Genomic DNA, 26,736 nt, shown 5'->3' on the forward strand with positions numbered 1-26,736 from the left:
TGATCGGGGTTCCCACCGGATGGCGGGATCCGGGTCGTGGTGCGGAAGAGGTTCGGTTGCCACTGATTGGCGTTCACTGCCGATGAAGCCATAGAGGTACTCGAAATCCATACCGAGTGGCCACTGGTCGAACGGCTCGGCCTGGCTGGCCGCGAAGGCAGGGACGTTGTGATCCTTGCCGAACCATGAGATGGCATAGCCATTGTCCTTGAGGATACGGTTGATGGTGGCTTTGTCCTTAGATCTAATCTCTATTCCGAGGTGGTCGATGGAGGATTATGATTTGCCCTGCGGATCGAGCGCTTTCGCTCTGGCTTCTCCAAGGCGGAAATGCCGGATCCGGCATCATCGAGCCCGAGTTGTGTTGCCCTTCCGGCGCGGGAGCCCCACCCGCCCATGAGCTCATGGTTGATGAGGAGGAACGCACAATGGCCCGCAATCTCGTGCCCCTTGACGCCCCGGTGGCGGAAGGTTTCCAGATGATCCCTTCCTGTCGCTTCACCGCGAGATAAACCGCCTCTTCGACGATGTCTTATGGGAACTGTCGCAAACCCTTCGGTAACTGAGTTCGGCATACGCCTCCAGCCAGTTCCGGAGGTGCATGATGTTCAAAGGCCGCCATTTTGATCGATCAGCGATCCTGCTGTGCGTGCGGTGGTCCTGGAGTCCCTCACCTCCGATGGATCTTAGCAGGCATCGGGCCGGGTTCGTTGCTGACGAGATCCTTATGGCCGAAGCCCTTGCGGTAATCGAGGACAGAGATTACCTTCGGGACGACCTTGAATAACGCAACGCCCTCAAGCGCGCCCGAGGCATACTCTGCGATCCCCTGCGGGAATTTTTGGAGCAGAAGCTGTTCCGCGCGCTCGATCTCCCGCGGGTCCGTGAGGCGGTCCGCATGGCCCCCGGCCGAGACGCCGCGGATCTCGCCCCAATTCGCATAGGGCAGGTTGACTGTTAGGGACACCTTGCCGTTGCGGCTGATGTTCCGTGCTTTCTGGGAATCCTCGGCACATCCGAAGTAGATGTCCAGCCCGTCGTTGGCGAAGCTGACCATGGTGGCCTGCGGATATCCGTCTTGGCGGATCGTCGCGATCGTCATGTCGCTCGCGCAATCGAGAATGGACAGGATCTCCTCGCGAATGCTTGAGTCCATAGCGACGTCCCCATGGTGATCGGACCTTATCCAGCCTGACGACCCATGATGGCTTCGTTCTCGTCCAACCGCCTTGATCTGGATCAATGCCGCGCTGGACAGAGGAACGCATGATTTGTCTGGCTTCGTTGGAAATCGCCTCTCGGTCTAACGCAAGGTTGCCGCACAATTCCAACGGCAACCTGCTTGATCTTCGGATATGATCAGAGGCGAGCGAGCTTTTCACGAGCCGGACAACGGCGGAGGGCTCCATGATCGTCGGTGATGAGCGTTCGCAGGTTTTGGATAGACCGGAGAGAGACCGGGTCTGTACGCCGGACATCCTCCCGAAGCTTCAGTCGCTGCTGGCGAACCTGGCGAATATCGATACCGATCACGAAAGTAATCTGATCGTCATCGAGAGCAGGCCGATGGATGATGCTTGCAAGCGTCGACTGATCGCCGATCTTTGTGAGAGCCATCGTCAGCGGCGCGCCCCCTACCTTCGGGAAATCGAGGCGCTCAGGGAGCAAATGGAAGCCGCGTTTCATTGAGGCGATGAAGGCGATGGTTTTCCACAAGGCGCGCGCACCTCTGTGCATGGAAGAGCGCCCGCTGCCGTCGCCCGGACCACGCGAGATCCGCGTGGCGGTGGAAGCCTGCACGGTGTGCCGCACCGACCTCCATATGGTGGATGGTGACCTGCCGCATCCCAAGCTCCCACTCGCCCCCGGCCATGAGATCGTGGGACGGTTTGAGTCCCCGTGACAGAGCCGCTTGGGTCGTGATGTTCGGTTCCGTCTCAGCCTACCTGCTCCGCGATCGCCTGAGATGCAAGCGGCAGGCGTCCGTCACACAGGCTTCATCGTCTTCGGCAACCTCACGCCGCCGAGAGCGTTTCGAAATTTGAGAATGTCCGTCTTAATGGCAGCTGGATCCCGGGCTGCATCGAGGCGAAGCCAGATGATCGTCCCGCGATTTCGCTCTGCCTGCCTGCGTACGACTGCAGCAGTCGCATCCGATGGATCGTTTCGGCGGGCCGCCACGCGGGACATGAGAAGCTCCGTCGGAGCCTCAAGCCAGTATCCGGTGAAGGGCACAGCACACTCGCGCGCAAGCTGCCCCACTTTCTCCCTGTCACCGGGCCGGTCGAAGACTGCATCGATAATGACGGCAGAGCCCACGCGCAGGGCACGGGCCGCCTCGTCTCTTAATGTCGCATAGACCCGCTCGGAAACGTCCCGGCGATATGCCGCCTGGGGCAGATGACGTTCAACCGGTACACCGTAGATCCACTTGCGGATGCGGTCGCTGTTCAGGACCCGTGCTCCCGGTGGCGGGCCGAGATGGGGCGCGACGAGCGAGGCGATGAACGACTTGCCGGAACCGCTGAGCCCTCCGACCGCGACGAGAACGGAGGGATCGGGCGTCAGCAGGGACGTGGCCAAATCGAAATAGTGTCGGGCCTCGGCAAGCAGGCCTGCGCGGGCCTCGGGTGATGTGCGCTGTGCCTGGGCCGCCGTGACATGGGCGCGAACCGTTGCGCGAATGGCCATGAAGAAGGGGACGAGACCGAGGCCGTCGGTTTCGTCGGCCTCGTCGAGATAGCGGTTCAGCAGCACGTTTGCCGATTGCCTCTGATCGCGGTGCCACAGATCCATCAGCAGAAAAGCCAGATCGTACAGCACGTCGATGGTGGCAAGGTTCTCGTCGAACTCGATGCAGTCGAACAGCGTCGGTTTTCCATGCCACAGGCAAATATTGCGGAGGATGAGATCGCCATGGCAGCGCCTGACCTTGCCCACGCTGCGGCGGTTCTCGAGCACGGCCGAATAAGTCTCAAGCGCTTGCCGGAACTTTTCCGCGAACGCGTCTGCGGCATCGGGCGTGACCAGTCCCGTCGCACGTAAGGAGCGGTCGTTGATGGCAAGGACGTCGGCAATGCCCCGTGTTCCGCCATAGTCCAGGCTGACATGCGCCTCGCGGTGAAACGCTGCAATGCGGCGAGCCAGATCGGACAGGAGCGAAGGCGTCAGGGAGCCATGCTGGGCCATGTTATCGAAAAGGCATGCCTGGTCGAACCGGTGCATCTCGACCACCGCATCGATCCTCTTTCCGGTGCCGTCGAAGGCAAGCTGTCCATCCGCCGCGCAGGTGATGGTGCGGACACCGATGTAGAGATCGGGGGCGGTCCGGCGGTTGAGTTCGAACTCCTTCAGACAGGCTGCATGCCTTTGCTCTGGCGTGGAGTAATCGAGATACGTGAAGCGGACCGCCAGCTTCAGTTTGTAGACCTTCGTCGTTGTCAGGAAGATCATGGAGGCATGGGTCGCGATCGTTTCCACGGGCGATGGCCTGCCAAGGATCCGCTTGAGGAATTCGATCGTTTCAGTCTGTTCGTGGGCGGACATCGCTATCGCTCCGAACTCTAAGCGGACAGGGGACTTCTCTTGTCGGCGAGACGAGTGAGGATCGCCAGGAAACTAATGCCTGGATCATCAGGAGACAATCCAGACAGCTGCGCGGACTGCCCAGCGAACGTTCCGGGGAGCCGAAGACGGACCATTGGAATACCAAGGACGGAGCTGCCCCCGGCATCACAGAGTGGAATTCGGCCAGGACCTGAGCAGCGATCTTGCCATCGCTCAGCGTATATTCCCCGTGTAGTGCATCACGGAGCCCCCGCCGCTGGTACGTCCCCCTCGCATCGTCACGACGCCGGTCCTTTGTCCCAATGTGGGTCCGGAACCGCACTTTGACCAAGCCTTCTTCCATGTGCTGATCCGCCGCTTCTTTCCGAACCTCGCGGAAACGAGGGCGAAGCACCACTCCCAACCTGCGTGAGGTGTCCGCTGGCCTCAAGACTTTCGAGAGACGTTCTGTTGAAGGCCGTTCACGATCAGAGAAACAGTCCTGAGAGGGCTGAACCGCGGGTCGGTGCGATCACGGACTCGGCTCCGCAGGCCTAGCACCGCGCGCACGAGCCGACGATTTCCCAATCGTGAACCCCGTCACGAAGCGTTCTCCGGCAGTTCGGGCAGCTAAGGCCCTCTTCGATCCAGCCGAAATCATAGTCGGGTCCCACATAGGAGCAGACCATGTGGTGGATCACCGAGGCAGCCTTGAGGCCTGCCTTGCCGCAAACCGGGCAAGTCGAGCAAGAGGCCGATCTGCATGGATGCGCTCAGTCCAGGCCGAGAATACCGACAACGGTCTTGAAGAACCGATCCGCGACCTCCGTGTAGTACATGTGGACACGCACTGCCGAATTGAGCGCCGGCGGCTGGGCGTTTGCATCAAGCCGGACGCGGGCGACCAGGGTCGCCTGGGCCGGCTGCAGAAGCGAACTTTGCCGCCCCTCGATGACCGCGCTCAAGGGAAGAATCGCCTCGATCATTCCGCGCATTCTGGTCTTGCCATGCACCACGAAGACCTCCTGGCCAACCTGCGGATCCACCCGGCGGAAATCAGGAATATGCCAGACGACGGATCTCTCTTGAGGACGCTCCCATAGGATAGCCACAATTCGGCAAAGTGCTTACTCAAGGTCCGCAACAGCTCGCCTCACCCTCGAGGCGGGCTTTTTGCAACCTACCTAAGTACCGGAAACGCGTGCGCAGCCGCTTACCACCGGCCGTGTTTCATAACCCTCCATTTTCACGAAATGCCTGGGGTACTAGATCAACTTTGATACAAGCCAAGTGCTGAATGCGATCTCCCTCGTTCGAGATCTGATTGGGGTGAAGGATGACTGGCAGATTTCTCAATGATTCAGCTGTCGCACAGGCCTGGGATCAGAATGCCGAGCGATGGACACAGGACGTCCGCGCTGGCTTTGACCTCTATCGGGAGCTGTATACCCTCCCTGCGTTCCTGGATTTCATGCCGTCCATCGCGGACAAGGATGTCATCGACCTGGGGTGCGGAGAAGGCACGAACACCCGGCATTTCGCCCGCTTAGGCGGCCACATAACCGGGATCGATCTCTCCGAGAAGATGATCGCCTATGCCCAGGCTCAAGAAGCTGCGGATCCGCTTGGGATCACGTATCAGATCGGCTCGTTCAGCGATCTGAGCGCATATGGTGACGAGCGGTTCGATATTGCCCTTTCGACTATGGCTCTGATGGATGGGCCGGACTTCCCTGCTGCGATGCAGGCAGCCTATCGGGTCCTGACACCTGGCGGGGTCCTGTGCTTCAGCGTCCTGCATCCGTGCTTCATCACGCCAGCCATCAAATGGCTGATCGAAGAGGATGGATTCCATAGCGGCCTGCGGATCGGCCGGTACTTTGACCAGTCGCCATTCGTCGAGCGCTGGCGCTTCAGCAAGCGGCCCGATCCCGATCAAGTGCTCCCGTTCAGCGTGCCTCGTTTCCCGCGAACCCTGTCGGATTACATCAATGCAGTGAGCGACGCTGGATTCCAGACCATCAGGGTGGCCGAGCCTCGCCCGGACGAAAGCCTTTCGGCACAGCATGCATGGCTGAAACGGTGGCGGGATCATGCGCCGTTGGTCTTGTTTGTCTCTGCAATAGAGCCCTGATTGTTGTTCCTCGAGCTTGCTCAGCACCTGTGATAGTGAGGCAGGCTGATAGGGTAGTTCGGCGACAGGCTGAGGCAAATTCACAACCAAAGCCTAGGCACGACAACCAGTTACGGACGGCCTGCGGCATCCTTTGGTAGCATCTACATCTCTTCCGCCTGATAGATTTCGGCGACGGACGAGCCGGCCATGACGGTCTCGCCGGCCCGGCTCAGGCGGGTCGACACGATGCCGGCCACCGGTGACAGCACGCGTCCCTCACCGAACTGCTCTTTGATCTGGGTTATCTGCCCCCTGAAGCTGTTGCCGCGCGTCAGCGAGACGAGATCCCAGAGCAGCGGAAGGGCCCGGGAAGACTGGGTGAGCCAGACATAACCCAACATTGAGGCTGATCTGCTTCCAACCGGGCAGCGCGACAGGCACGCCCAATGCATCTGAGCGGCGCTCACCCTCGGAGCGTCGAGCAGGTCCATGCCCATGTGGATGCTCACATCGTCATTGAATGCAACTCCCGAAACGCTTCGTCTCTCGCCAATTCACCTCCGCGAGTGCACGAACTGAGAGTGTCGCGGAGGTCTTAGCGGAGGATCTCGGGAACACTGTGCGCTGAGCCCTGAAAGGCGAGCGGTGATGAAGCGTCCCACCCTGGCATTCTAGTCCGAACACCCCACCCATCTTTGATCTACGTCAAAGACGCTTTGCTTTCGGACCGTCATGCTTGGGGATCGCCGACGGGGACAGTCGGCGCTCCGACTCCCGACAGAGTGCCGATCTGGACCAAGCGGCCGGCTGGTTGACCGGCCTGTGCACGCGGCTGGGTCCGCAGAGCCGCCACTAGTCAGCGCAACGGTCTAACACAACAGGGGAGGAGACCATGAAGCAGCTTCAGATTGGAAACGATCAATCGGCCATGGCCTTTGAGCCACGCTATAATCTGTTCCGACGCAAGGGGCGGCCAGATCTCTTCTGCGCGGTGCCGGAGGACCACCCTATCCCAGGCTTCGTCACGGACGAATATTGGGCGTTCGCCGGCACCCAAGACAGCAACTTACTGCCGTCCGGGTTGAACCTAACAGCAGCAGAGCTCGGCGTGCACCTCAGCGGCTTCCACTTGTTCCAGGTCGCCGGCCCGATGCGAACGCTGCGGCGTGCCGCAGGCCAGTCCGGTCCGAAGACGCGGGATCTGCTCCCTCCCCATCCGCAACATGGGCCGAAATCACCGGTTGAGACGGCAATAAAAGGGCTAATGAAGCGGCGAATCGCGCAGCGTTCGCGCTACATGACAGCCATGATGATGCGACTCGATGTCGACGCGGCGGCGGCGACGCGCGAAACTCGCGGCAGGGAGTTTGCAACCGCCACGCTGTGTTGTTTGAGGTGCGCTCACTCGAGTGAGTGCGGCGGATGGCTTGCCGACCCGACCAGAGGTTCGGACGCACCTCCATTTTGTCCTAACTCACAGTTCTTCGCGCGCCATAGCCGGCATGGTCATAATGTCGACCGGGACCTTTGAGGACTACACGGAGAGCAGAAGGAACTGTGGGGCAGCTTGTAAGAGGTTCCCTCGGAAACGCGGCGATCAAGACCGGTCTGTGCCAGTGCAATGAGTGCCAAGTCTATGGGCGGCATTGTTGCCCCACGCTTTCTCATGCGCCCGGTCGGATCACGCTGGACCAAGGACTCCCTCTGAAAGGGTGTTGGGCATCTCCTGATTTTTATGCATCATGGCCTCACGCATGAGGACAAAGCGAGGAAGCTACCATGGGCCCATCCCTCGGCCACGCCGCGCGCATCGCGCGGGCGCTTGACAGCTCAATGGCGGCGCGCTCGCCCATCGCTGCTTCATGGCATCGGTCTCTCATGCGCTACGGTCTTGACCCACTCGACGCGCGGCCGCCGCTGATCTTGAGCGCCGCCGAGTTGCGCAATGCACGCCAAAGCGTAGAGCCTTTGCTTGATTCCGCACAGGCCGCCCTCGATCGGCTGTTCCAGGCTGCGGGCGATGCGGGATGTTGCGTTCTTTTTGCGGATCGCAATGGCGTACCGATCGATCGCCGCGGCACCGCCGCGGATGATCGGACTTTTTCCGCGTGGGGGCTCTGGATTGGAGCGGTGTGGAGTGAAGAGGCGGAGGGGACCAACGGCATCGGGACCTGTCTCGCCGAGGGCAGGGCACTGACAATCCACCGGGACCAGCATTTTCATGCCCGCAATACCGGCCTAAGCTGCACAGTAGCACCGATCTTCGATCACACGGGTCAACTGGCCGGCGCACTTGATGTCTCTTCCTGCCGAGCCGATCTCACTGAAAGTTACGTTGGCCTGATCGCGGCTGCAGTGGCTGATGCCGCCCGTCAGATTGAGGCACTGAACTTCCGCAGGGCTTTCCCGCAGACGCGCATTATCCTGGCTGACGGTTCGTCTCCGGGCAAATTGGGGCTGCTTGCCATCAACCATGACGATTTGATCGTCGGGGCCACCCGCGCCGCTCGGCTGACTTATGGCATCACGGATGCGAGGATTGCAGCCCTGCTGCCGGCGCAGGAGGTGCTGGCAGATGACCCGGCGCCGGATTTGATGAACGCCGAGCGGAGCGCGCTCAGGCGGGCGCTGGCACGAGCCCGGGGCAACGTCTCGGAGGCCGCGGCCGCGCTGCAGATCAGCCGGGCCACGTTGCATCGCAAAATGAAGCGCTTGGGAGTGCGGCGCACCGGATGAGGTCGGCGGCAAGTGTCGCAGATCTGCGACACCTGCCGCGAGCGATCGCATCAACTGGCAGTGACAAGCGCGCCTGAGGCGCCGATCCTGATTTGAAGACGCCACCGACGGCGCGATCAGGAGGAAATCATGAACAAGCCAGAGTTCCTAACGCTATCCAAGACCCCGTTCAAGGATCGCTACGGCAACTACATCGGCGGACAATGGGTCGAGCCGGTGAACGGCCGCTATTTCGAGAACACCTCGCCCGTGACCGGCAAAGTGGTCTGCCAAGTCGCTCGGTCCGATAAGGACGATGTCGAGAAGGCGCTCGATGCGGCTCATGCGGCCAAGGACGCCTGGGGCAAGACCTCGCCAGCCGCGCGGGCCCTGATCCTGAACGAGATCGCGAACCGGATGGAAGCGAATCTCGACCTGCTGGCCCAGGCCGAGACCTGGGACAACGGCAAGCCGATCCGTGAGACGACGGCCGCCGATATTCCCTTGGCTATCGACCACTTCCGCTACTTTGCATCCTGCATCAGGGCGCAGGAGGGATCGGTTGCGGAAATCGATCACGATACGGTCGCCTATCACTTTCATGAGCCCCTGGGCGTCGTGGGGCAGATCATTCCCTGGAACTTCCCGATCCTGATGGCGGTCTGGAAGCTGGCGCCCGCGCTCGCCGCCGGCAACTGTGTCGTCCTCAAGCCTGCCGAGCAGACCCCGGCCTCGATTCTGGTCTGGGCCGAACTGGTCGGGGACCTGCTACCATCCGGCGTTCTCAACATCGTCAACGGCTATGGCCTCGAAGCCGGTAAACCGCTGGCCTCGAGTTCGCGCATCGCCAAGATCGCCTTCACCGGCGAAACGACGACCGGCCGGCTCATCATGCAATATGCAAGCCAGAATCTGATCCCGGTGACCCTCGAACTCGGCGGCAAGTCGCCCAACATCTTCTTCAACGATGTGACGGCGGAGGATGACGAGTATCTGGACAAGGCCATCGAAGGCTTCGTGATGTTCGCCCTCAACCAGGGCGAGGTCTGCACCTGCCCGAGCCGTGCACTGATCCAGGAATCGATCTACGACCGCTTCATGGAGAAGGCCCTCAAGCGTGTCGGGGCGATCAAGCAGGGCAGCCCGCTCGACCCGTCGACGATGATCGGCGCCCAGGCCTCCGGCGAGCAGCTGGAAAAGATCCTCAGCTATTTCGACATCGGCAAGCAGGAAGGCGCTGAGGTGCTGACGGGCGGCGAGCGCAACAACCTGCCGGGCGAACTGGCCGGCGGCTATTACGTGAAGCCCACCGTGTTCCGTGGCCACAACCGGATGCGGGTGTTCCAGGAGGAGATCTTCGGGCCCGTTGTTTCCGTCACGACCTTCAAGGACGAGGACGACGCCCTGTCGATTGCCAACGACACCCTCTACGGCCTCGGTGCCGGTGTGTGGACCCGCAACGGCAATCGTGCCTATCGCTTCGGTCGCGCCATCCAGGCGGGCCGCGTCTGGACGAACTGCTACCATGCCTATCCGGCTCACGCGGCCTTCGGCGGCTACAAGCAGTCAGGCATCGGCCGCGAGACGCACAAGATGATGCTCGATCACTACCAGCAGACCAAGAACCTCCTGGTGAGCTACAGCAGCAAGGCTCTCGGCTTCTTCTGATGCCTTCGGAGCCTGACGCGGGCGAGGGGCAGCGCCCGATCAGATCAGGCTCTTGCCACGGCCGGGGCGCGGCACGCTGCGTCCCGGCCCAATCATAAGGGAGGGAAAGAATGAATAGCGCCGACATTCATCGCGTCACCGCAACACTCGCCGCGCTCGACCTGATCGCGACATTGCAGAACGAATACGGCCCGGTTCTCTTCCACGATCACGCGAAACGCGCACTTCCACCAATCAGGAGGGTGCTGCGACAGATCCTCGCCCATGTGCTATCCGCAGGGCGACTACATTGTCGGGGATGAGGACGTGCTCCTTGGCACGATCGGTGGGGCGCCGTTTTACATGAGCCCGTCGCAATATGAGTACTGGAAACACACCCGGCTGATCATCGACGTGGTGCCGGGCAAAGGCGGCATGTTCTCCCTCGAGAACGGTCGCGGCGTCCGCTTCCTGACCCGCTCGCGCCTGTTCACGGACGAGGAGGCGAGACACCTCGAACTGAAGGAGTGGCTCCGGAGGCGGGGGCGATCTTCTCGGCCGAGGCCGAACTCTCGGCGACTTCGTCAGCTTCAGCAAGGAAGAGCTCATTGAGGGCGTCGCACTCAGCTCTGAACTCTTGGAGCTACGTCACCGGCCTCAACTAAAAACCCTCACGATCATATCAGGACTGCTCAAACGAGGAGGAACCGCATGACAAAGGTGATGAAGGCAGCTCTGGTTCGGGATTTTGGACGACCACTGACGATTGAGGAGGTCCCAATCCCCGAACCCCGTCCCGATCAGATCCTAGTGCGGATTGCCGCCAGCGGCGTGTGCCACACCGATCTTCACGCGGCCAAGGGTGACCGGCCCATCAAACCCAATCCGCCTTTCATCCCGGGCCACGAGGGCGTGGGCACCGTGGTGGCTGTCGGGCGCGACGTGAAGCGTGTCAGGGAAGGGGACCGAGTCGGCGGCACCGTTGCAGTAACTTGAAACGGCGAAACGAACCCCGTCGATCAGATCATTCAGGCTGCGAGACCGAAGAGCTGATTAATGAGACGGACTTCGCCTGTCGCCTGACGTTTCCGCTGGATGCAGTGACCGCGGCGGATCATCCGCATGGTTTCGAAGCCCATCAGGGTCACGGCGGCGGTTTTCATCGTCTGGAAGCCACGCGTCGGCCGGATCACGCGCTTGAGCGCTCCATGGTCGGCTTCGATGATGTTATTCAAATATTTCGAGGTGCGATGTTCGACATCCTGCGGCAGCAGCCCTTCGTCCTGCAAGCGTCGGATGGCCTTCGGATAGGATGCCAGTTTGTCGGTCGTGATCGAGGACGGCGGATAGTCGCTCACCACCCTCAGAGCTTTGCGCAGGAAGCGATAAGCGGTTCCAGTATCGCGCCGGTCGGATAGCATGGAGGCAATCAGACGACCGTGTTTGTCGACCGCTCGAAACAAGTACCGCCACTGTCCGCCAACTCGCACATAGGTCTCATCCACCCGCCACGAACCTGAACGATGTCCCTGGTATGGTCGCACCCGCTTCCCGATCTCCGGCGCGTAGCGCTGAACCCAGCGGAAGATCGTGGATGGGTTCACGTTGGTGCCTCGCTCTTGCATCATCTCGGCCAGATCGCGATAGCTGATGCCATACTTGCAGTACCACCGCACGCACAGCAGGATGATCTCAACTGGGAAGCGACGACGCTTGAACAGAAACAACGGAGCGGCTCCTTGACGAACCGCCCCTCGCTATACCGCCAAGGTTAACGCAACAGTACCCATCGCGCCTGCTCAACGCGGTCGTGCCCGGATTTGATGAGGCGGTCCACCGCCATGGCCTTGAGAGACACATGGTCCGGCAGCCCTTCCTGCCCATATTGCTCCGCACTGCGCTTCTTGCTGGGCTCGCCACCGTCATGCGGGACCCAGTTCGCATGGTCACGGATTTACGGCGGCAAACACGCTTGGGAGGTCGGCAGCGCTTTGAGGCGCTTGAAAGCGGGAGGGGGAGGGGCCTCCCTTTCTTGTCTCACGTTGGCAGTTAACCTGAGACTCCATGCTCCCAGAGTCTCAGGTTAACTGCCAACGACTTCCCAAAAATCTGGAATCTCACGCCAAAGTGCCCAGCGACAAGGGCCTTTTCAGCCTCCTCTCGGCTACCATCGTATCGGCTCAAGGCCATTTCAGGATCGACCATTTTCAAGGGACCATCCGCATTTTGGAATTGCCTCGTTGCCGACGCCGTCTTCTCTCGGAGAAAAGCTATCGGGAAGGAAGCACAGGAGCTCTCCGCCCCGTGATTGGCACTTTCGGCGGTGATCGTACACAGATCAGTATGCAGATTGTGCATACCAGTCGGCAAAGTTTCTATTTTGATCGTCTTGGCACCCCTGTAATCTGTCGTAGGCGCCCCAATCCGGGCCCCATTGGACAAAGGCCAAAGGTACTCGCCTGCCTGAGTCTGGAAAGGTTAGGGAAGCGTAAGAGAGACGATGGCGTCAAGGCTGCCCGCTCGCCAAAGGCTTTCGAACGCGAAACCTACAAATTATAAAAACGTGGGAACAGACAGAGAGGATGAAGGTATGGGAAAGCATTCTAATTTGGATGGCAAATGGTCCCTTGTTGCGCTGACAGCTGGCACTTGCGCGATCCTCTCGACTCTCCCTGCGCAGGCTGCCGAAACGCGCCTGAGCGAAATTCTTGAGCGAGGCGTCGTCCGCATCGGCGTGCAGGGGGCATTCAAGCCATGGTCCTATCCTGCTCCAGACGGCACCATGCAGGGCATCGAAGTCGATTTGGCCAAAGATGTCGCCGACAAGCTGGGCGTTAAGCTCGAGACGGTCATCATCAACTCAGCGAACCGGATTCAGTTCTTACAGCAAGGCAAGATCGATCTGATCATCGGAGGCATGTACGATACTGCCGAGCGTCGGAAGGCTGTCGGCATCATCGAGCCGGCCTACTGGACGTCGGGTCCGACCCTGATGGCGAAAAAGGGTGTCGTCAAGGACTGGAAAGATATTGAAGGCAAGCCGGTTTGTGCCAAGCAGGGTGTCGCCTACAACAAGAAAGTCGAACAGGACTATAAGGTCAGGATCGTCGCTTTCGCGGGCAACTCGGAAGGTAAGGAAGCACTGCGCTCCGGCAAGTGCGTCGCGTGGCTCTACGATGACGTAAGCATCATGGCCGATCTGGAAACCTCCGAGTGGGCCGAGTACGAGATGCCGGTCTCCGTGCTCTACAACAACCCGTGGGCGACCGCTGTCCCCCTTGAGGAGCTCGACAGGCCGTGGGGTGTCTTCATGACGGGCATGGCCTATCGCTGGCAAGCGTCCGGTAAGCTCGTGGAGCTTGAGGGCAAGTACAAGCTGAAGCCTTCGGACTGGTTCGCTCAGCTGCATGAGAAGCACCGGTGGGATGCGTCTTATCTCGAGGGCGGGAAGTAGACGAGCGACCGTGTCATGAACTGACCTGATCGCCCTTCAAGCAACGGGAAGCGGAGATGGTATGTTTGAGTTGATCGCCCCCTTCTTTCACGACCTGTACGAAAAGACGGGGTTTAACTTCAACGTCTTCTATGACCGCTATGAATATGAACGGTTTCTCTCGGGAGCTGTCATTTCACTGCAGTTGATGTTCGGGGCGATCATCCTGTCGCTCGTCATCGGTGTTCTGGGTGCCTGGGCGCAGGGGTTGGGATCGCGCGTGCTGCGCGGCGTCATCAACGCTTATATCCAGGCGTTCCGGAACACGCCGCCAATGATTCAGCTCCTGTTCTTCTACTTCGGGTTGGGCGCTTTCACGCCGCAGGTCGATATGGGCGGTTATACCGAGCCGTTGATCTCCAATTTCGCATGGGCGGTCATCGCACTCGGGATCTTCGGCGGTGCATATAACGTGGAGATACTCAGGTCCGGCCTGGAAGCCGTCCCCCGAACCACGCTGGAGGCGTCGGAAAGCCTCTGCCTGACAAAGTGGCAGACGTACCGGCATGTGACCCTGCCCCTCGCCTTCAGGATCTGCCTGCCATCGCTCGCGAGCAATCTGATTAGCCTGGCAAAGACCAGTTCGCTGGCATACGTGATCGCCGTCCCAGAAATGACATACGTTCTCAACCAGGTATGGTCCGACAGCATCAACGTGCCCGAGATGATGTTGATTCTGTTCGTATTCTACGTCTCCGTCGTTACTCTTTTCGGTGCGGGAATGAGCTTTGTGGAACGGAAACTCGCACTGCCGGGGTTCGGACGATGACGCAGACGCGCACCGAAACCGGCCATGCTAGCGCGGCGCAATATTCCCTCTCCGGGATCCGTTGGTATCACGGCGCCATTCTCCTCCTTATTTTTTTGATCGTTTTCGCAGTCGTTCAGATGAAGGATCGCGGAGCAACCGACACGAACCTGTCGGCGATCGATACCTTGGTGCTCTGGCTGCCTTTCATCCTGAAAGGATTCAGCCTTAACCTGCTGATGAGCTTTCTTGCCATGGCCATCGCAACCGTATTGGGCGTCGCGCTGGGGATAGCACAGGTCAGTCAGATCTCCGTAATCCGGGGCATGGCGAAGTTTGTGACCCATCTCTTCCGGAATGCCCCCTGGCTCGTCATCCTGTTTATGGTCATGTACCTCCTTCCAGTCGAAATGCGCCTGCCGGGAGGAGAGAAAGCCATCATTCCGGACTGGATCAAGGCAACGTTCGCCTTCTCCCTGCCGGTGATGGGCAACATCAGCGAGATTGTCCGCGGCGCTATCAGATCGATCCCGACCGGGCAGTGGGATTCAGCAGAAGGACTTGCCTTCAGCAGGTGGCAGACAATGGTGCACATCATATTGCCGCAGTGCGTCAAACGCTCCATCCCGCCATGGATGAACTGGTACGCGCTGCTCACCCTCGCGACGCCGATGGCCTCCATCCTTGGAGTCCACGAGGCAGTCGGCAACGCTCAGGCGGCCATGGAGGCCGGTGGAGGAAGGCCGGATTTCCTTCTCCCATTCTACCTTTTCCTGCTGTGCCTGTTCTTTGCATACATTTACCCGATCGCTCTTTGGACGAGAAAGCTCGAGCAGAAATATGCTGTCTCTCAATAGCACCATGGAGGGAGGTGTCCCCCGCACTTGGACATCCGACATGCCGATCGTCGCGCTTCGCGACGTCCGCAAGTTTTACGACTCGCTCGAGGTCCTGAAGGGCATCAGCTTCGATGTGCGGAAAGGGGAGGTGATCTGCATCATCGGCCCATCCGGCTCGGGTAAATCGACCCTCATCCGGTGCATCAACGGACTGAACAGCATTCAGCACGGCTCGATCAGGGTTGACGGCATTGAAGTCAACGATCCCAAACTCGACGTGATCGCGCTTCGGCGGAAGGTCGGTATCGTCTTCCAGCAATACAATCTGTTCCCGCACAAGACAGCGCTTGAGAACGTCATGATGGCCCCGCTTCTCGTTCTCAAGGAACCGAGGCGGCAGGTCGAGGAGCGCGCTCGTGAGCTCATTTCCAAGGTGAAGCTGGAAGGCAAGGAAAATGCCTATCCCGGCGAGCTGTCGGGCGGGCAGCAGCAGCGGGTTGCAATAGCTCGCAGCCTCGCGATGTGCCCCGACCTGATGCTCTTCGACGAGGTCACGGCGGCCCTTGATCCGGAAACCGTCAAAGAGGTCCTCATCACCATCAAGCAGCTGGCCTCCGAAGGCATGACCTGCATTCTTGTGACCCATGAGATGGGATTCGCTCGGGAAGTCGCTGACCATGTCTATTTCACGGACGGCGGCGTCATCGTCGAACATGGCCCACCGGCGGAACTCTTCAGCAACGCGAAGGACCCGAGAACCAGGCGCTTCCTAAGCCAAGTCTTGTAACAGGACCCGGGCTCGCGCCCGAAGCAACGATCGTAACTTCCAGGTATCCGGAGCGGCCAGACAGCAGTTTGGCCGAATGGACCCTTATTGTCAGAAAACGGCAGATCAACATGGACAACGCGACCCACCGGCAGATCACGAAGGATCCCCTTCTTCAGCCCCTCACGATCCGAAAGCTTACGCTGCGCAATCGGATCATGAGTACCAGTCACGCCTGCGGCCTCGAAGAAGGCGGAATGCCGGGCGAAGCATACCAGCTCTACCATGCCGAAAAGGCGAAGGGCGGGCTCGCCCTGTCCATGTTCGGCGGTTCCTCCAACGTCGATCGGGACTCGCCCAACATCTTCCGGCAGCTCAATGTCGGGGACGACCGGATCATCCCCTATTTCCAGCAGTTCAGCGAGCGCATGCACAGCCACGGCGCGGCACTCATGTGCCAAATCACGCATCTGGGGCGACGCGGCGATCCCTATGCAGGCGATCGTCTTCCGACGATCGCTCCCTCGGTGATCCGGGAAACCCTCCATCGCAGCATTCCCAAAGAAATGGATGAACACGATATCCAGCGTGTCGTGCGCGCCTATGCCGAGGCTGCAAGGCGATGCAAGGAAGGGGGGCTCGACGGTCTGGAAACGCTTGCCGCGGGCCACCTGATTGGCCAGTTCCTGTCACCCCTCACGAACCGGCGGACGGACCGTTTCGGCGGCAGCCTCGAAAACCGCTGCCGATTCGCGCTGATGGTCCACGAGGCTATTCGAAAAGCCGTTGGAGACGATTTCGCGATCGGTATGCGGTTTACCGTCGATGAGCAGGCCACCGGCGGGCTGTCGTTCGAGGACTGCGTCAGGATCGCGTTGATCCTGAAAGATTCCGGCGCCGTTGACTTCATCAACGCTGTTTACGGTTCCATGGACACGTTCCGTGGCCTCGCCGAGCAGAATATGCCCGGCATGGGCTCGCCGATCGCTCCGTGGGTGGAGCCGATCGGTCAGTTCAGAAGGGAAGTCGGGTTGCCGGTGTTCCACGCAGCCCGTATCGCCGATGTGGCCTCCGCCCGCTACGCGATTGCGGAAGGCAAGCTCGACATGGCTGCCATGACGCGGGCCCAGATCGCTGACCCCTATATCGTCGAGAAAATTCGAACCGGGCGCGAAAACGAGGTCCGCCCATGCGTCGGCGCTACGCATTGTCAGTCGCCACAACGGCCTTCCTGCCTCCACAATCCCGCAACAGGCCGCGAAATGCTGCTTCAGCACAAGATCGCAAGGGCAGAGGGGCCGCCGCGCCGCATCGTCGTGATCGGTGGCGGGCCCGCTGGTCTCGAGGCGGCGCGGATCTGTGCGGAGCGCGGCCACGAGGTGTCGCTCCATGAGGCTGCGCCGCAACTAGGTGGGCAGATCCTCATTGGAGCAACGGGATCATGGCGCCGTGATCTCAAAGGCATTGTTGACTGGCGCGCGTCCGAGCTCGAGCGTCTGAACGTCCATGTGCATACCGACTCCTATATGGAGGAATCGGACATCCAAGCTCTCAATGCCGATGTCGTCATCGTCGCAACGGGAGGTCTGCCCAACATCGATCTGACCTCCGGAGCTGATCTTTGCCTCACCACCTGGGACGTGATCACTGGGCATAGTCCGACCTCGGGAACTGCGCTCGTCTACGACGGCACCGGACGTCATCCGGCTCCGTTGGCGGCCGAGAAGCTCGCAGCTCAGGGAATGAACATCGTTTACTGTTCGATTGACGGCCAGATTGCCGAGGAGCTGACCTACGCCGAGAGGTTCCGCTGGAAAAAGCGGCTCCTGGAGGTTGGCGTCAGCCCCATCTTCGACACCAGGCTGGTGGGCGTTGCCCGTTCGGACAATCGCCTGCAGGCCAGACTTGTCAGCGAAGTATCCCAGCAGGAGATCATCGTTGACGTCGACCATGTCGTCGCGGAGCAGGGCACGGTGCCGATGGACGATGTCTATGCGGGTCTGCGGCCGCAATCCGTCAACGACGGCGTAACCGATATCAAAGCACTCCTGACGATGCAGCCCCAGCCAAAGCTGAGGGACAAGGGGTTCGAGCTCCACCGTATCGGAGACGCCGTAGCCAGCCGGAACATCCATTCGGCTATGCTCGACGCGTACCGCATCTGCAGTGTTCTCTAAGGTCTCACAGGAAAAATGGGGAAGACGATGAAACTCACAAACTTCAAGGTTATGACCTTCGACGTTGTCGGAACGCTTGTCGACTTTGAGACGGGTGTCTTGACCGCCACGCGCACGCTTGGCGGAGAACGGGCGAAAAACCTGTCTGACGACGAGATCTTCGAACCTTACCTGCGCGGCCGCGACGTCTACTACGGACGCTCCTCCTCCGCGATGAGGGACGTTTACCTCTACATGGCCAAGGGACTGCATCTGGATGCGGGGGAGCGCACCGCGGATTCATTCCAGCTGGCCATGCTCCGGCATCCGGCCTTCCAGGATTCCGTCGACGCGCTCCGGCGTCTGCGGAAGAATTTCCGCCTCGTCGCCATGACGAATGCGGATCGGACAGCCTTCTCGGCCTATTCGGAAACGTTGGGGAATCCGTTCCATGACAGCGTGACCTGCGACGAAACGGGCTGTGCAAAGCCCGACCCGAACTTCTTCGCCTTCAACAAGGGGCGCCAGTCGGCGTTTGGGTACAAGCAATCTGAAATCCTGCACGTCGCGCAAAGCCAGTATCATGATATCGGCATCGCCAAGAAGCTCGGCTATGCAACCTGCTGGATCGAACGTCGGCAGGGCCTGAAAGGCTTTGGCGGAACGCCTGTTCCAGAGAAGGTGGAGACTCCCGACTTCCACTTCGCGACTCTCGCACAACTCGCCGACGCCGTTGATGCGGAGCTGCGCGCTGCTTCGATAAGGCAGGCTGAACACGCTTGAACGGGGAGCATCCGCTATGTCGTCTCACGCATCTGCGCCCATTGGCCACTCTCTATGGCAGGCAACGGCTTCGGCCAAGCCAACATTCAGTCGCCTCAGGAGCGCAGATCGGTTCGATGTGGCGATCATCGGCGGAGGCTATACCGGTCTGTCCTCGGCCCAGTACCTCGCCCGAAAGGGGTTGGCGCCAGTCGTCCTGGAGGCCAACCATATCGGCTGGGGCGCCAGCGGCCGCAACGGAGGCGTTGTATCGGGCAAGTTCAGAGTAGCCTTCAGGGATATAGGCAACCGGTACGGCTTGGAAACGGCGCGCCGGATGCACCAGCTTGGGATCGAAGCCATCGAGCATATCGGTACCCTGGTCGACGAATATCAGATCGCGGCGGCGCAGTATCAACCGAGTGGGTCGCTGCGGTGCGCCCATAACGCGGCATCGCTCAAGGGGCTTGAGGAAGAGTGCGAGTGGCTCAACTCAGCTCTTGGCGACAAGGCGTGCAGCATCCTATCGGCGGGAGATCTGCGGGAAGAGACGGGATCCGGAGATTTTATGGGAGGTATGCTCAACAGGCACGGCGGTGTCATTCATCCGCTCAACTTTGCGCTCGGGTGGGCCGACGGACTGTTGCGGGAAGGAATCACGATCTGCGAGCAGACGCCCGTGCTCAGTCTGAAACTCGAGAACGACGGCGTCATTCTCGAAACGACGCAAGGGGCCATACGCGCCAAGCAAGTCGTCCTGGCGTCCAACTCCTACTCCAATATCTCACCGGCCACACGGTCCATCGAGAAAAGCATCATTCCATTTCGTTCGGCCATAATCGCCACGAAGCCGCTGGAGGGGACAAGCGCCGAACATCTACTTTGCCATGGCCGCAGCTATACGGAAACCAGGCGAATGATGCGGTGGTTTCGCAAGTCGCAAGGGCGGCTGTTGTATGGCGGCCGAGGAGCCTTCGGAAAAAAAGATTCGGAATCCGCTTTTCTGGCTCTTCACAAGGCGATGGTGCGGCAGTTCCCCGAACTCAGGGACATCGAAGTGACGCATCGATGGTCCGGCCTCGTCGCGATGACGCTCGACAGTCTGCCGCATCTGGGCAAGCACCACGACAGGGTCATATATGCTGCCGGGTATAATGGTTCGGGCGTGGCACTGTCGTCGTTGATGGGAAAATACGTAGCCGCATTGGCGGTCGGCGAGAGCCCGGATCTGGGCCTCGTCACATCATCGGGACTCAGGCCCGTCCCACTCCATGTCGTGAGGGAGCCGGCCATTCGCGCCGTGGCGGGATGGTACCAGTTTCTCGATGCGGTCGGTCTTTGATACAAATCCCTGAAGGGGGACAGCCTCAGCGGACGACGAAAGCCAGAGGCATCTGAGTGCGGCCGTGCTTGGACTGTGTCTCCGAGCGGAGAACCGGCTCCGTTCTGTCGAAAGCCTCTCCCGCATCTTCCTGTGATGATCCGGCATCCGGCTTGATGTTGCGGCCCCGCTCGTGCAACTTTCGCCTGAGTGGACCCGGGCGTCGTTATGAATTTGAGTTATTTTGCTGCATTTCGTGCTGTAATGATGGCCGGAACGGTCAGCGGTGCAGCCCAGATCCTCGGACGCAGCCAGCCTGCCGTCAGCCGGTTGCTCGACAAGCTTGAATACGAGCTGGGCGTTCAGTTGTTCGAGCGGCGCAAGGGTTTGGTGACGCCGACGCCCCAGGCGCACGCCTTGCTGACGGAAATAGAGCGCGCTTATGTCTCCTTGGACTCACTCCGGACCTCCGCTCTGCGGCTGACAAAAGGCGAGGTGAGCGAGATCAGCGTGGCAACGATGCCCGCGCTCGGGATCGACTTCATCCCATATGCGCTGTCGCAGTACCATTCGGACTGGCCGAACATCAAAGTGACTCTGACCGTGAGGACGTCTGCCAGGGTGGAGGAATATGCTGCAGCTCAGCAGATCGACTTTGGCTTTGCCGAGATGCCCTATCGGCGCTCCGGGTTCAAAGTCGAGGTTTTCAGCACCGCGCCTTATGTCGTGGCCGTTCCGGAAAGCCATCCGTTTGCCGACCGCACGAGCCTTGGGTTGGAGGATCTGTCCAACACGCGCTTCATCTCATATTCCGCGTTCGCCCCTGGGCGTAACCTGTTCGATCAGGCCTCCCGATCGTCCGGTGTCGAAACAGACTACACTTACGAAACCAACCTGTCGGCCCCCGCTTATTCGATGGTCAAGCGCGGGCTCGGTGTTGCCATCATCGACCCGTTTACGGCAGTTCTGCAGAAGTCCGAGCAGGTGAGGGTGCTTCCGCTGGCGCCGACCATCCCCTTTCGAGTAAGCCTGATCAGACCGGAAACACGGCCGTCCAGTCCGGCCATGGAGGCTCTCATCGAGACGATGCGAGAGCTGAAGGAAAGGGTTCTGAGCGAACTGCCGGTTTGACGAGCCATTATAATGAGGGTGCATATTGATAGACGAGGATTCGATTTTGCCGGGAGCAACATTCCTGCTTACTTGGTCAGCCAACGGTAATTGAAGAGGTGCGCTTTCGAGCGGCGTCGAGCAACGATCCTGCCAGTGTTCATCGCGCGGGCTGCCGCACTGCCGGCACAGGTTTCGAGGTGCTTTCCGTCTAGCGCTCGCCTCTCCAGTTCCTCTTCGGCGTTCGTCCCCGATGGTCTCAGGCCCGTCGATTCCACTGTGCGTCGCCCGGCTGTAGCCGCGCATGAACGGCGTTGTCGACCGGTTCACGCGACTCTCGGGCTACGGTAGCGCCGGAGCCGAGTCTGAATCATGCAACCTGGATTACGACTGGAGACAAGCCAGGATGAAGTACATCAGTGCCCGAGTGCGACCGACAAAAGTGTATCATGGTTATGATGCCGATCGAACGCTCATCATCGATGATCTGCCTCCCAGGGATTACGTCGAGAAGGTCATCAAGGTCGATCGCATATTGTCCGTGACCGAGGACTACATCTTCATCGAGTGCCCGCACGACACTGTCCAAACCTGGGAGTACGAAGGGAGCCTGAGCGATATCAAAAGCCAGTTGCGAGCAGCGGGCATGTTCGCTGGCTGATGCATCACAAAGGCAGGAAATGCCTCCTGCCTTTCCCGATCGGCCGCGGAACGGCTCAGTCGAAGTCAGTAGGCGCCATCAGACCGGATGTGCCGGGCCAATGCACTTCATAGGGAAAGACGGACCATGAAGCTTCTTGTGTGTGTGAAGCGGGTTGTGGACTACAACGTGAAGATCCGGGTGAAGCCGGACGGGTCGGGCGTGGAACTGGCCAACATCAAGATGTCCATGAATCCCTTCGACGAAATCGCCGTGGAAGAAGCGGTTCGCCTGAAGGAGCAGGGCAAGGCCACCGAGATCGTCGCCGTCTCCATCGGCCCGCAACAGGCCGGCGAGACGATCCGCACCGCGCTCGCCATGGGCGCCGACCGCGGCATCCTGGTCAAGACCGACGCCACCATCGAGCCGCTCGCCGTCGCCAAGATCCTGGCCAAGGTGGTCGAGCAGGAAAAGCCCGATCTCGTCATCCTGGGCAAGCAGGCCATCGACGACGATGCCAACCAGACCGGCCAGATGCTGGCCGCCCTCCTCGGCTGGCCGCAGGGCACCTTCGCGTTCAAGGTCAACGTGGGCGAGGGCTCCATCGACGTCACCCGCGAGGTCGACGGCGGGTTGCAGACGGTGGGCCTGAAGCTGCCGGCCATCGTCACCACGGATCTGCGCCTCAACGAGCCGCGTTATGCCAGCTTGCCCAACATCATGAAGGCCAAGAAGAAGCCCCTCGACGAAACCTCGCCGGAGACGCTCGGTGTCGACGTGTCGCCGCGTCTGAAGGTGATCAAGACCGCCGAGCCCGGCGGCCGCAAGGCGGGCGTGAAGGTCGGCTCGGTGGCCGAACTCGTCCAGAAGCTGAAGACCGAAGCCGGCGTGCTCTAAGGGAGACCAAGACAATGACCACATTGCTGATGGCCGAGCACGACAACGCTCACCTTAAGGACGCCACCCACAAGGCGCTCTCGGCCGCCACGGCTCTGGGGGCTCCGGTGCACGTGCTGGTCGCCGGCTCCAATGCCAAGGCGGCGGCCGAAGCGGCCGCCAAGTGTGAGGGCGTGGAGAAGGTGCTGCTGGCCGACGCGCCTGCTTATGAGCACCAGCTCGCCGAGCCGACCGCGGCCCTCATCGGGTCGCTGGCCGGCTCCTACGACGCTCTGGTGGCGCCCGCCACCAGCAAGGGCAAGAACGTGATGCCGCGCGTGGCGGCGCTGCTCGACGTGATGCAGGTGTCCGACATCATCAAGGTGGTGGCACCCGACACCTTCGAGCGTCCGATCTATGCCGGCAATGCGATCCAGACGGTGCAGGCCACCGACGCCAAGAAGGTGATCACGGTGCGCACGGCAGCCTTCCCGGCAGCCGGCGAGGGCGGCTCTGCCGCCATCGAGACGGTGAATGCCGCCGAGGACCCCGGCGTGTCGTCCTTCAAGGGTGAGGAGATCGCCCAGACGGACCGGCCGGAGCTAACCTCGGCCCGGATCATCATCTCGGGCGGCCGGTCTCTCGGCTCGGCGGAGAACTTCACCACCTATATCGAGCCGATCGCCGACAAGCTCGGCGCGGCGATGGGCGCCTCGCGCGCGGCGGTGGATGCGGGCTATGCTCCCAACGACTGGCAGGTGGGCCAGACCGGCAAGGTGGTGGCGCCCGATCTCTACATCGCGGTGGGGATTTCAGGGGCCATTCAGCATCTGGCCGGCATGAAGGATTCCAAGGTGATCGTCGCGATCAACAAGGACGAGGAGGCCCCGATCTTCCAGGTGGCCGACTACGGCCTCGTCGGCGACCTCTTCCAGATCCTGCCGGAACTGGAGGACGCACTTCGATGAGCGGCAACGAGGAGGTGCGGGCGCCATCCAGACATGACAACACCGCCCGGAGCAGGAAGGCCCGGCTGTGTGCCAGCTTGATATGGGCGACCTGAAGCTTCGTGCGCTCCCCACCCAGGACGGCGTGGTCCTCGCTCCAGTCGAACTGGAACGCCTCGCCCGGGCGAAAGGCCAGAGGGACGAAGGTGCCGCGACCCGTCGTCTGCTGTTCGCGCTGCCGATCCACCCGCCACTCCCGGGCAAAGGCGGCGACCCGGCCGTAGGAGCCGGTGAAGCCGAGCGCCACAAGGTCGGCATGGAACTGCTTGAGCGTCCGGCGCTGCTGCGTGACTTGCCGACTTGCGTCTTCAGCCACGCCGCCAGCCTCTTGGCAAACGGATCGAGCTTGCTCGGCCGCTCAGGCGTCGCGAACCTCGGCTCGATCGTGCCAGCGTTCAGATACTTCTTGATGGTGTTGCGAGACAGGCCGGTCCGCCGTGCGATCTCCCGGATCGGCAGCTTCTCCCGCAATGCCATGCGTCGGATGATGTTCAAAAGTCCCATGTGGATCACTCCGGCACCCCCCGCCGCGCTCCGCTTTGGGGAAGGTTCACATGGGTCAATTCTCAGTGGAAATTACGCGCCCACCTGGGTCAGTTCCAGGTGGAAATCAACACCTCGCTACCCATCTTCACCGTCTACAGACGATGACGGCGTGGAGCGCCGCAGCGAGTGCGCGCGTGAAACCAGCCAATCAAGCCGTCTTGGGACCTATTCAGCGTGCCGTGACATCGTCGCCGAAGCAACCGCCGTTAGATCTCCGCTGGCGCTCTTGCAGGGCTAGTAGTGCGATAAATCTCCTCTAGACTCATCATATTCGAAAGATCTACGCTCATAGGGGCGGCATGTCCGAAGGCGCCGCGCATCATGCAGGTCTTTGCGGCGGCATTCGCAGCCTCCTTCAGGATCGTTTCAGGTTGGCGCTTGTCGAGCAACCCGACGAGGACACTAGCGATATAGGTATCGCCGGCACCCAGTGTGTCTACAGCATCGACGGCTTGTGCAGGTACTTCAAACACACCCGCTTCACCGATAAGAAGAGCGCCTTCGACCCCGCGGGTGACGAGGCTCCATCGCGCTCCCGCCGCCCGCGCGCGTTGCGCCAGCGCCAGGGCCTCCTCGCGCGTTGTGCCGCCAGCCGAAAAGGCGAGAAGGAAGCAATGGGGGGCGACTTGCTTGATGCGCTTGGGGTCGTGAACGGTAGCGAGATCGTAAGAGACTTTCGTCAGTCCGGCGAACCGCGGCAGCCAAGCATCGACATGGCTTGACCGGCCTGTGTGAACGGCATCGAAATCCGAGAGCCTTGCGAGGTCGTCATCTGAGGGTGCGATGATCGATACGCCGAGGTTCGCGCCGACGAAAACTCTGTCGCCATCCTGCGTCTCGATCACGCAATAGGCAGTTTGCCCGGGCTCGATCCGCAGCAATGAAACGTCAACACCCTCATCAATAAGCGCACGACGGATCAGGCGTCCGGCATCATCGTCGCAGACTGCGCCAGCATAGGCCGTGTCGGCGCCAGCCCGCCGGGCAAAGACAGCATGGTTCACGCAGTTCCCACCAGGGAACATCAGGTTCTGATCACGGTAGCAATCGACCACATTGTCACCGAAGGCAAGGATTCTGACGATTCGCGACACTGTGCAGACTCTCCTGAGAAGGAACTGAGAACGTTCTCAAATAGTGAATCGCGTCGCAAAAGGCAAATGGATTCCCATGACGAGGATACCGCCGGCGAGCAGGGCCAATAAAAGGCGGATAAGGTTGAGCGGGGTGGGCTCGGAGCAGCTGCGGCAGGGGGCGCAGTTTTGCGTTAGAAAACGCGCATCAACAGGGGAGCCACCTTCATCCGTAAGGGACCAGTAATGCTCCAGAATCCACTCTTGGGTCAGAGCCGTGCGACAGACCCGCGTTCCATCAGCTCAGCTGGCATCAGCACTGTCCGTGGCGGATAATTCTCGCCACGAATGCGCTCCAGCAGCATCCGCGCCGCAGCTTCACCCATAGCTAAGTGTGGTTGCGCAACGCTTGTGATGCCAGGACGGTGAAAGCTCATCCAGTCCAGATCGTCGAAGCAGATGAGCGAGAGATCCTGCGGGATGGACAGGTTCAGTTCGGTCAGTGCCCGCATGGTGCCTTCGGACATGGTACCGTCTGTCGTGAAGAGCGCCGTCGGCGGATCGGGCGCTGTCATCAGACGCGAAACGACCGCCTGTGCGGCAAGGGCGGAATAGCTTCCGGCCCGCAGCGTCAGGCGCGGATCCAAAGGCAGCCCCTCGATCCGGTGCGCTCGAATGTAGCCGAGAAGGCGTTGCCAGCTTGGATAAAGCGTCTCGCTCTCGATCGGGTCGCCGGCGACCGCACGAGCCAGAAACATGTCCAGTCCGCCGCTCTCCTCGTCAACGAGCTCTGCCACGATACCGATCTGGCGATGACCTGCCGCAATCAGATGGCGCACGGCCTGTTCGGCTGCGGCGATGTTGTCGGTTGCCACACGGTCGACCATCAGGCCGGCAACGGCGCGGTCGATCAGCACAAGCGGCATGCCCGTCGCCCGGAGACTGTGCAGGTGCCGCGCCTTGCGTGTATCGCTGGTAGTGACGATCAGTCCGTCCACCTGCTTCTGCGCCAGAAGCTCCACCGAGTGAACCTCTTTCGCCTGATCCTCGTCACTATTGGTGATCAAAAGGCCGAAGCCGTTCGCCTCGGCCACATTGGAGATTCCGCGTAGAGCGGACGCGTAGAACGGGTTCTGGATGTCGCCGGCCACTACACCAAGCGTCCGGGTCTTTCCCGTGATGAGGCTACGGGCGAGCGCGTTGGGCCTGTAGCGGAGAGCCTGAGCAGCCTTGAGAACCTGCTCCTTCTTCTCCTCGCTGGTATAGCCGTAGCCGCCGAGCACACGTCCCGCAGTTGCCGTTGAAACGCCAGCTGCCCGCGCAACATCTGCGATCGTCGCCTTAGTTGTCGGAGCCAAGTCGCACTTTCCTCTCA

The 26,736-nt window shown here is 60.6% G+C and carries 23 protein-coding genes and 6 pseudogenes; 19 read left to right on the forward strand and 10 right to left on the reverse strand.

Translation table 11 applies throughout. The features are described from left to right. Positions 1–5 precede the first annotated feature (5 nt). Positions 6–243: pseudogene (locus JO965_RS48865) on the reverse strand (hypothetical protein); the annotation flags it as partial. Positions 244–670: 427 nt separating this feature from the next. Beyond that, complete coding sequence (locus tag JO965_RS46130) at positions 671–1,156, reverse strand: pyridoxamine 5'-phosphate oxidase family protein (protein ID WP_203448397.1); 486 nt, start codon at positions 1,154–1,156, stop codon at positions 671–673. Positions 1,157–1,407: 251 nt separating this feature from the next. Between JO965_RS46130 and JO965_RS46135 the strand changes: the two genes are divergently transcribed. Together JO965_RS46135 and JO965_RS46140 are read left to right on the forward strand one after the other, a co-directional pair. Then, positions 1,408–1,689: a hypothetical protein gene (locus JO965_RS46135; RefSeq protein ID WP_203448398.1), complete on the forward strand. Its 282-nt coding sequence runs from the start codon at positions 1,408–1,410 to the stop codon at positions 1,687–1,689. 4 nt (positions 1,690–1,693) lie between these two features. Further along, a pseudogene (locus JO965_RS46140) lies at positions 1,694–1,897 on the forward strand (alcohol dehydrogenase catalytic domain-containing protein); the annotation flags it as partial. Positions 1,898–1,986: 89 nt separating this feature from the next. On the opposite strand, the gene JO965_RS46145 reads toward JO965_RS46140, so the two are convergent. The 3 genes and pseudogenes from JO965_RS46145 to JO965_RS46155 all read right to left on the reverse strand — a co-directional run bounded on the left by JO965_RS46145 (position 1,987) and on the right by JO965_RS46155 (position 4,562). Then, entirely contained in the window at positions 1,987–3,546 is a 1,560-nt protein-coding gene (locus JO965_RS46145) for a bifunctional aminoglycoside phosphotransferase/ATP-binding protein (protein WP_203448400.1), read from the reverse strand. A 554-nt stretch (positions 3,547–4,100) separates the two neighbouring features. Beyond that, a pseudogene (locus tag JO965_RS49980) lies at positions 4,101–4,280 on the reverse strand (hypothetical protein); the annotation flags it as partial. 39 nt (positions 4,281–4,319) lie between these two features. After that, positions 4,320–4,562 carry a hypothetical protein gene (locus JO965_RS46155; protein ID WP_203448401.1) on the reverse strand — a complete coding sequence of 81 codons (243 nt, stop codon included), beginning with the start codon at positions 4,560–4,562 and terminating at the stop codon, positions 4,320–4,322. Between the two features lie 320 nt (positions 4,563–4,882). Here JO965_RS46155 and JO965_RS46160 point away from each other — a divergent pair, with 320 nt between their 5' ends. Then, positions 4,883–5,680, forward strand: a complete 798-nt coding sequence (locus JO965_RS46160) for a class I SAM-dependent methyltransferase (protein ID WP_203448402.1) — start codon at positions 4,883–4,885, stop codon at positions 5,678–5,680. Positions 5,681–5,823: 143 nt separating this feature from the next. On the opposite strand, the gene JO965_RS46165 is transcribed toward JO965_RS46160, so the two are convergent. After that, positions 5,824–6,063 carry a hypothetical protein gene (locus tag JO965_RS46165; RefSeq protein WP_203448403.1) on the reverse strand — a complete coding sequence of 80 codons (240 nt, stop codon included), beginning with the start codon at positions 6,061–6,063 and terminating at the stop codon, positions 5,824–5,826. A 491-nt stretch (positions 6,064–6,554) separates the two neighbouring features. On the opposite strand from JO965_RS46165, the gene JO965_RS46170 reads away from it, so the two are divergent. The 5 genes and pseudogenes from JO965_RS46170 to JO965_RS46190 form a co-directional block, all read left to right on the forward strand. Then, positions 6,555–7,193, forward strand: a complete 639-nt coding sequence (locus JO965_RS46170) for a DUF6455 family protein (RefSeq protein ID WP_203448404.1) — start codon at positions 6,555–6,557, stop codon at positions 7,191–7,193. A gap of 248 nt (positions 7,194–7,441) precedes the next feature. Continuing rightward, positions 7,442–8,398, forward strand: coding sequence for a GAF domain-containing protein (locus JO965_RS46175; protein WP_203448405.1), 957 nt, complete (start codon positions 7,442–7,444; stop codon positions 8,396–8,398). Between the two features lie 129 nt (positions 8,399–8,527). Then, complete coding sequence (adh, locus tag JO965_RS46180) at positions 8,528–10,045, forward strand: aldehyde dehydrogenase (RefSeq protein ID WP_203448406.1); 1,518 nt, start codon at positions 8,528–8,530, stop codon at positions 10,043–10,045. 110 nt (positions 10,046–10,155) lie between these two features. Further along, positions 10,156–10,513 (forward strand): annotated as a pseudogene (locus JO965_RS46185) (DUF779 domain-containing protein); the annotation flags it as partial. A 222-nt stretch (positions 10,514–10,735) separates the two neighbouring features. Further along, a pseudogene (locus JO965_RS46190) lies at positions 10,736–10,999 on the forward strand (alcohol dehydrogenase catalytic domain-containing protein); the annotation flags it as partial. A 53-nt stretch (positions 11,000–11,052) separates the two neighbouring features. On the opposite strand, the gene JO965_RS46195 reads toward JO965_RS46190, so the two are convergent. Then, complete coding sequence (locus JO965_RS46195) at positions 11,053–11,751, reverse strand: IS6 family transposase (RefSeq protein ID WP_203448408.1); 699 nt, start codon at positions 11,749–11,751, stop codon at positions 11,053–11,055. 863 nt (positions 11,752–12,614) lie between these two features. On the opposite strand from JO965_RS46195, the gene JO965_RS46200 reads away from it, so the two are divergent. From JO965_RS46200 to JO965_RS46250, 11 genes are all read left to right on the forward strand, one after another. Continuing rightward, the gene (locus JO965_RS46200; RefSeq protein WP_203448409.1) at positions 12,615–13,478 is read left to right on the forward strand and encodes a transporter substrate-binding domain-containing protein; all 864 of its coding nucleotides are present in this window, start codon (positions 12,615–12,617) and stop codon (positions 13,476–13,478) included. A 61-nt stretch (positions 13,479–13,539) separates the two neighbouring features. After that, positions 13,540–14,286, forward strand: coding sequence for an amino acid ABC transporter permease (locus JO965_RS46205; RefSeq protein WP_203448410.1), 747 nt, complete (start codon positions 13,540–13,542; stop codon positions 14,284–14,286). Continuing rightward, entirely contained in the window at positions 14,283–15,122 is an 840-nt protein-coding gene (locus JO965_RS46210) for an amino acid ABC transporter permease (protein ID WP_203448411.1), read from the forward strand. The genes JO965_RS46205 and JO965_RS46210 overlap by 4 nt, the downstream gene beginning before the upstream one ends. Continuing rightward, complete coding sequence (locus JO965_RS46215; RefSeq protein ID WP_371827062.1) at positions 15,106–15,891, forward strand: amino acid ABC transporter ATP-binding protein; 786 nt, start codon at positions 15,106–15,108, stop codon at positions 15,889–15,891. Before JO965_RS46210 ends, JO965_RS46215 begins: the two co-directional genes overlap by 17 nt. 110 nt (positions 15,892–16,001) lie before the next feature. Further along, entirely contained in the window at positions 16,002–18,047 is a 2,046-nt protein-coding gene (locus tag JO965_RS46220) for an NADH:flavin oxidoreductase (RefSeq protein WP_203448412.1), read from the forward strand. A 27-nt stretch (positions 18,048–18,074) separates the two neighbouring features. Then, positions 18,075–18,809, forward strand: a complete 735-nt coding sequence (locus JO965_RS46225) for an HAD-IA family hydrolase (protein WP_203448413.1) — start codon at positions 18,075–18,077, stop codon at positions 18,807–18,809. Between the two features lie 16 nt (positions 18,810–18,825). Then, complete coding sequence (locus JO965_RS46230; protein WP_203448414.1) at positions 18,826–20,130, forward strand: FAD-binding oxidoreductase; 1,305 nt, start codon at positions 18,826–18,828, stop codon at positions 20,128–20,130. 207 nt (positions 20,131–20,337) lie between these two features. Continuing rightward, a complete protein-coding gene (locus JO965_RS46235; protein WP_203448415.1) occupies positions 20,338–21,240 on the forward strand; it encodes a LysR substrate-binding domain-containing protein in 903 nt (300 codons plus the stop codon). 283 nt (positions 21,241–21,523) lie between these two features. Beyond that, positions 21,524–21,880: a hypothetical protein gene (locus JO965_RS46240; protein ID WP_203448416.1), complete on the forward strand. Its 357-nt coding sequence runs from the start codon at positions 21,524–21,526 to the stop codon at positions 21,878–21,880. A 126-nt stretch (positions 21,881–22,006) separates the two neighbouring features. After that, positions 22,007–22,756: an electron transfer flavoprotein subunit beta/FixA family protein gene (locus tag JO965_RS46245; RefSeq protein WP_203448417.1), complete on the forward strand. Its 750-nt coding sequence runs from the start codon at positions 22,007–22,009 to the stop codon at positions 22,754–22,756. Between the two features lie 14 nt (positions 22,757–22,770). Continuing rightward, positions 22,771–23,703 (forward strand): electron transfer flavoprotein subunit alpha/FixB family protein, encoded by a 933-nt coding sequence (locus JO965_RS46250; RefSeq protein ID WP_203448418.1) that lies wholly within the window; start codon positions 22,771–22,773, stop codon positions 23,701–23,703. A 43-nt stretch (positions 23,704–23,746) separates the two neighbouring features. On the opposite strand, the pseudogene JO965_RS46255 reads toward JO965_RS46250, so the two are convergent. The 3 genes and pseudogenes from JO965_RS46255 to JO965_RS46265 all read right to left on the reverse strand — a co-directional run. After that, a pseudogene (locus tag JO965_RS46255) lies at positions 23,747–24,246 on the reverse strand (helix-turn-helix domain-containing protein); the annotation flags it as partial. 248 nt (positions 24,247–24,494) lie between these two features. Next, the gene (locus tag JO965_RS46260; RefSeq protein ID WP_203448419.1) at positions 24,495–25,382 is read right to left on the reverse strand and encodes a PfkB family carbohydrate kinase; all 888 of its coding nucleotides are present in this window, start codon (positions 25,380–25,382) and stop codon (positions 24,495–24,497) included. Positions 25,383–25,630: 248 nt separating this feature from the next. Beyond that, the gene (locus JO965_RS46265) at positions 25,631–26,719 is read right to left on the reverse strand and encodes a LacI family DNA-binding transcriptional regulator (RefSeq protein ID WP_203448420.1); all 1,089 of its coding nucleotides are present in this window, start codon (positions 26,717–26,719) and stop codon (positions 25,631–25,633) included. Positions 26,720–26,736 lie beyond the last annotated feature (17 nt).

The sequence above is a fragment of the Microvirga sp. VF16 genome (genome assembly GCF_016864375.1).
Classification (GTDB): domain Bacteria; phylum Pseudomonadota; class Alphaproteobacteria; order Rhizobiales; family Beijerinckiaceae; genus Microvirga.

Coding starts and splice junctions, on each gene's coding strand:
- JO965_RS46130 (WP_203448397.1), bottom strand. CDS start 1,156: ATGGACTCAAGCATTCGCGAGGAGATCCTGTCCATTCTCGATTGCGCG.
- JO965_RS46135 (WP_203448398.1), top strand. CDS start 1,408: ATGATCGTCGGTGATGAGCGTTCGCAGGTTTTGGATAGACCGGAGAGA.
- JO965_RS46145 (WP_203448400.1), bottom strand. CDS start 3,546: ATGTCCGCCCACGAACAGACTGAAACGATCGAATTCCTCAAGCGGATC.
- JO965_RS46160 (WP_203448402.1), top strand. CDS start 4,883: ATGACTGGCAGATTTCTCAATGATTCAGCTGTCGCACAGGCCTGGGAT.
- JO965_RS46165 (WP_203448403.1), bottom strand. CDS start 6,063: ATGTTGGGTTATGTCTGGCTCACCCAGTCTTCCCGGGCCCTTCCGCTG.
- JO965_RS46170 (WP_203448404.1), top strand. CDS start 6,555: ATGAAGCAGCTTCAGATTGGAAACGATCAATCGGCCATGGCCTTTGAG.
- JO965_RS46175 (WP_203448405.1), top strand. CDS start 7,442: ATGGGCCCATCCCTCGGCCACGCCGCGCGCATCGCGCGGGCGCTTGAC.
- adh (WP_203448406.1), top strand. CDS start 8,528: ATGAACAAGCCAGAGTTCCTAACGCTATCCAAGACCCCGTTCAAGGAT.
- JO965_RS46200 (WP_203448409.1), top strand. CDS start 12,615: ATGGGAAAGCATTCTAATTTGGATGGCAAATGGTCCCTTGTTGCGCTG.
- JO965_RS46205 (WP_203448410.1), top strand. CDS start 13,540: ATGTTTGAGTTGATCGCCCCCTTCTTTCACGACCTGTACGAAAAGACG.
- JO965_RS46210 (WP_203448411.1), top strand. CDS start 14,283: ATGACGCAGACGCGCACCGAAACCGGCCATGCTAGCGCGGCGCAATAT.
- JO965_RS46215 (WP_371827062.1), top strand. CDS start 15,106: ATGCTGTCTCTCAATAGCACCATGGAGGGAGGTGTCCCCCGCACTTGG.
- JO965_RS46220 (WP_203448412.1), top strand. CDS start 16,002: ATGGACAACGCGACCCACCGGCAGATCACGAAGGATCCCCTTCTTCAG.
- JO965_RS46225 (WP_203448413.1), top strand. CDS start 18,075: ATGAAACTCACAAACTTCAAGGTTATGACCTTCGACGTTGTCGGAACG.
- JO965_RS46230 (WP_203448414.1), top strand. CDS start 18,826: ATGTCGTCTCACGCATCTGCGCCCATTGGCCACTCTCTATGGCAGGCA.
- JO965_RS46235 (WP_203448415.1), top strand. CDS start 20,338: ATGAATTTGAGTTATTTTGCTGCATTTCGTGCTGTAATGATGGCCGGA.
- JO965_RS46240 (WP_203448416.1), top strand. CDS start 21,524: ATGAACGGCGTTGTCGACCGGTTCACGCGACTCTCGGGCTACGGTAGC.
- JO965_RS46245 (WP_203448417.1), top strand. CDS start 22,007: ATGAAGCTTCTTGTGTGTGTGAAGCGGGTTGTGGACTACAACGTGAAG.
- JO965_RS46250 (WP_203448418.1), top strand. CDS start 22,771: ATGACCACATTGCTGATGGCCGAGCACGACAACGCTCACCTTAAGGAC.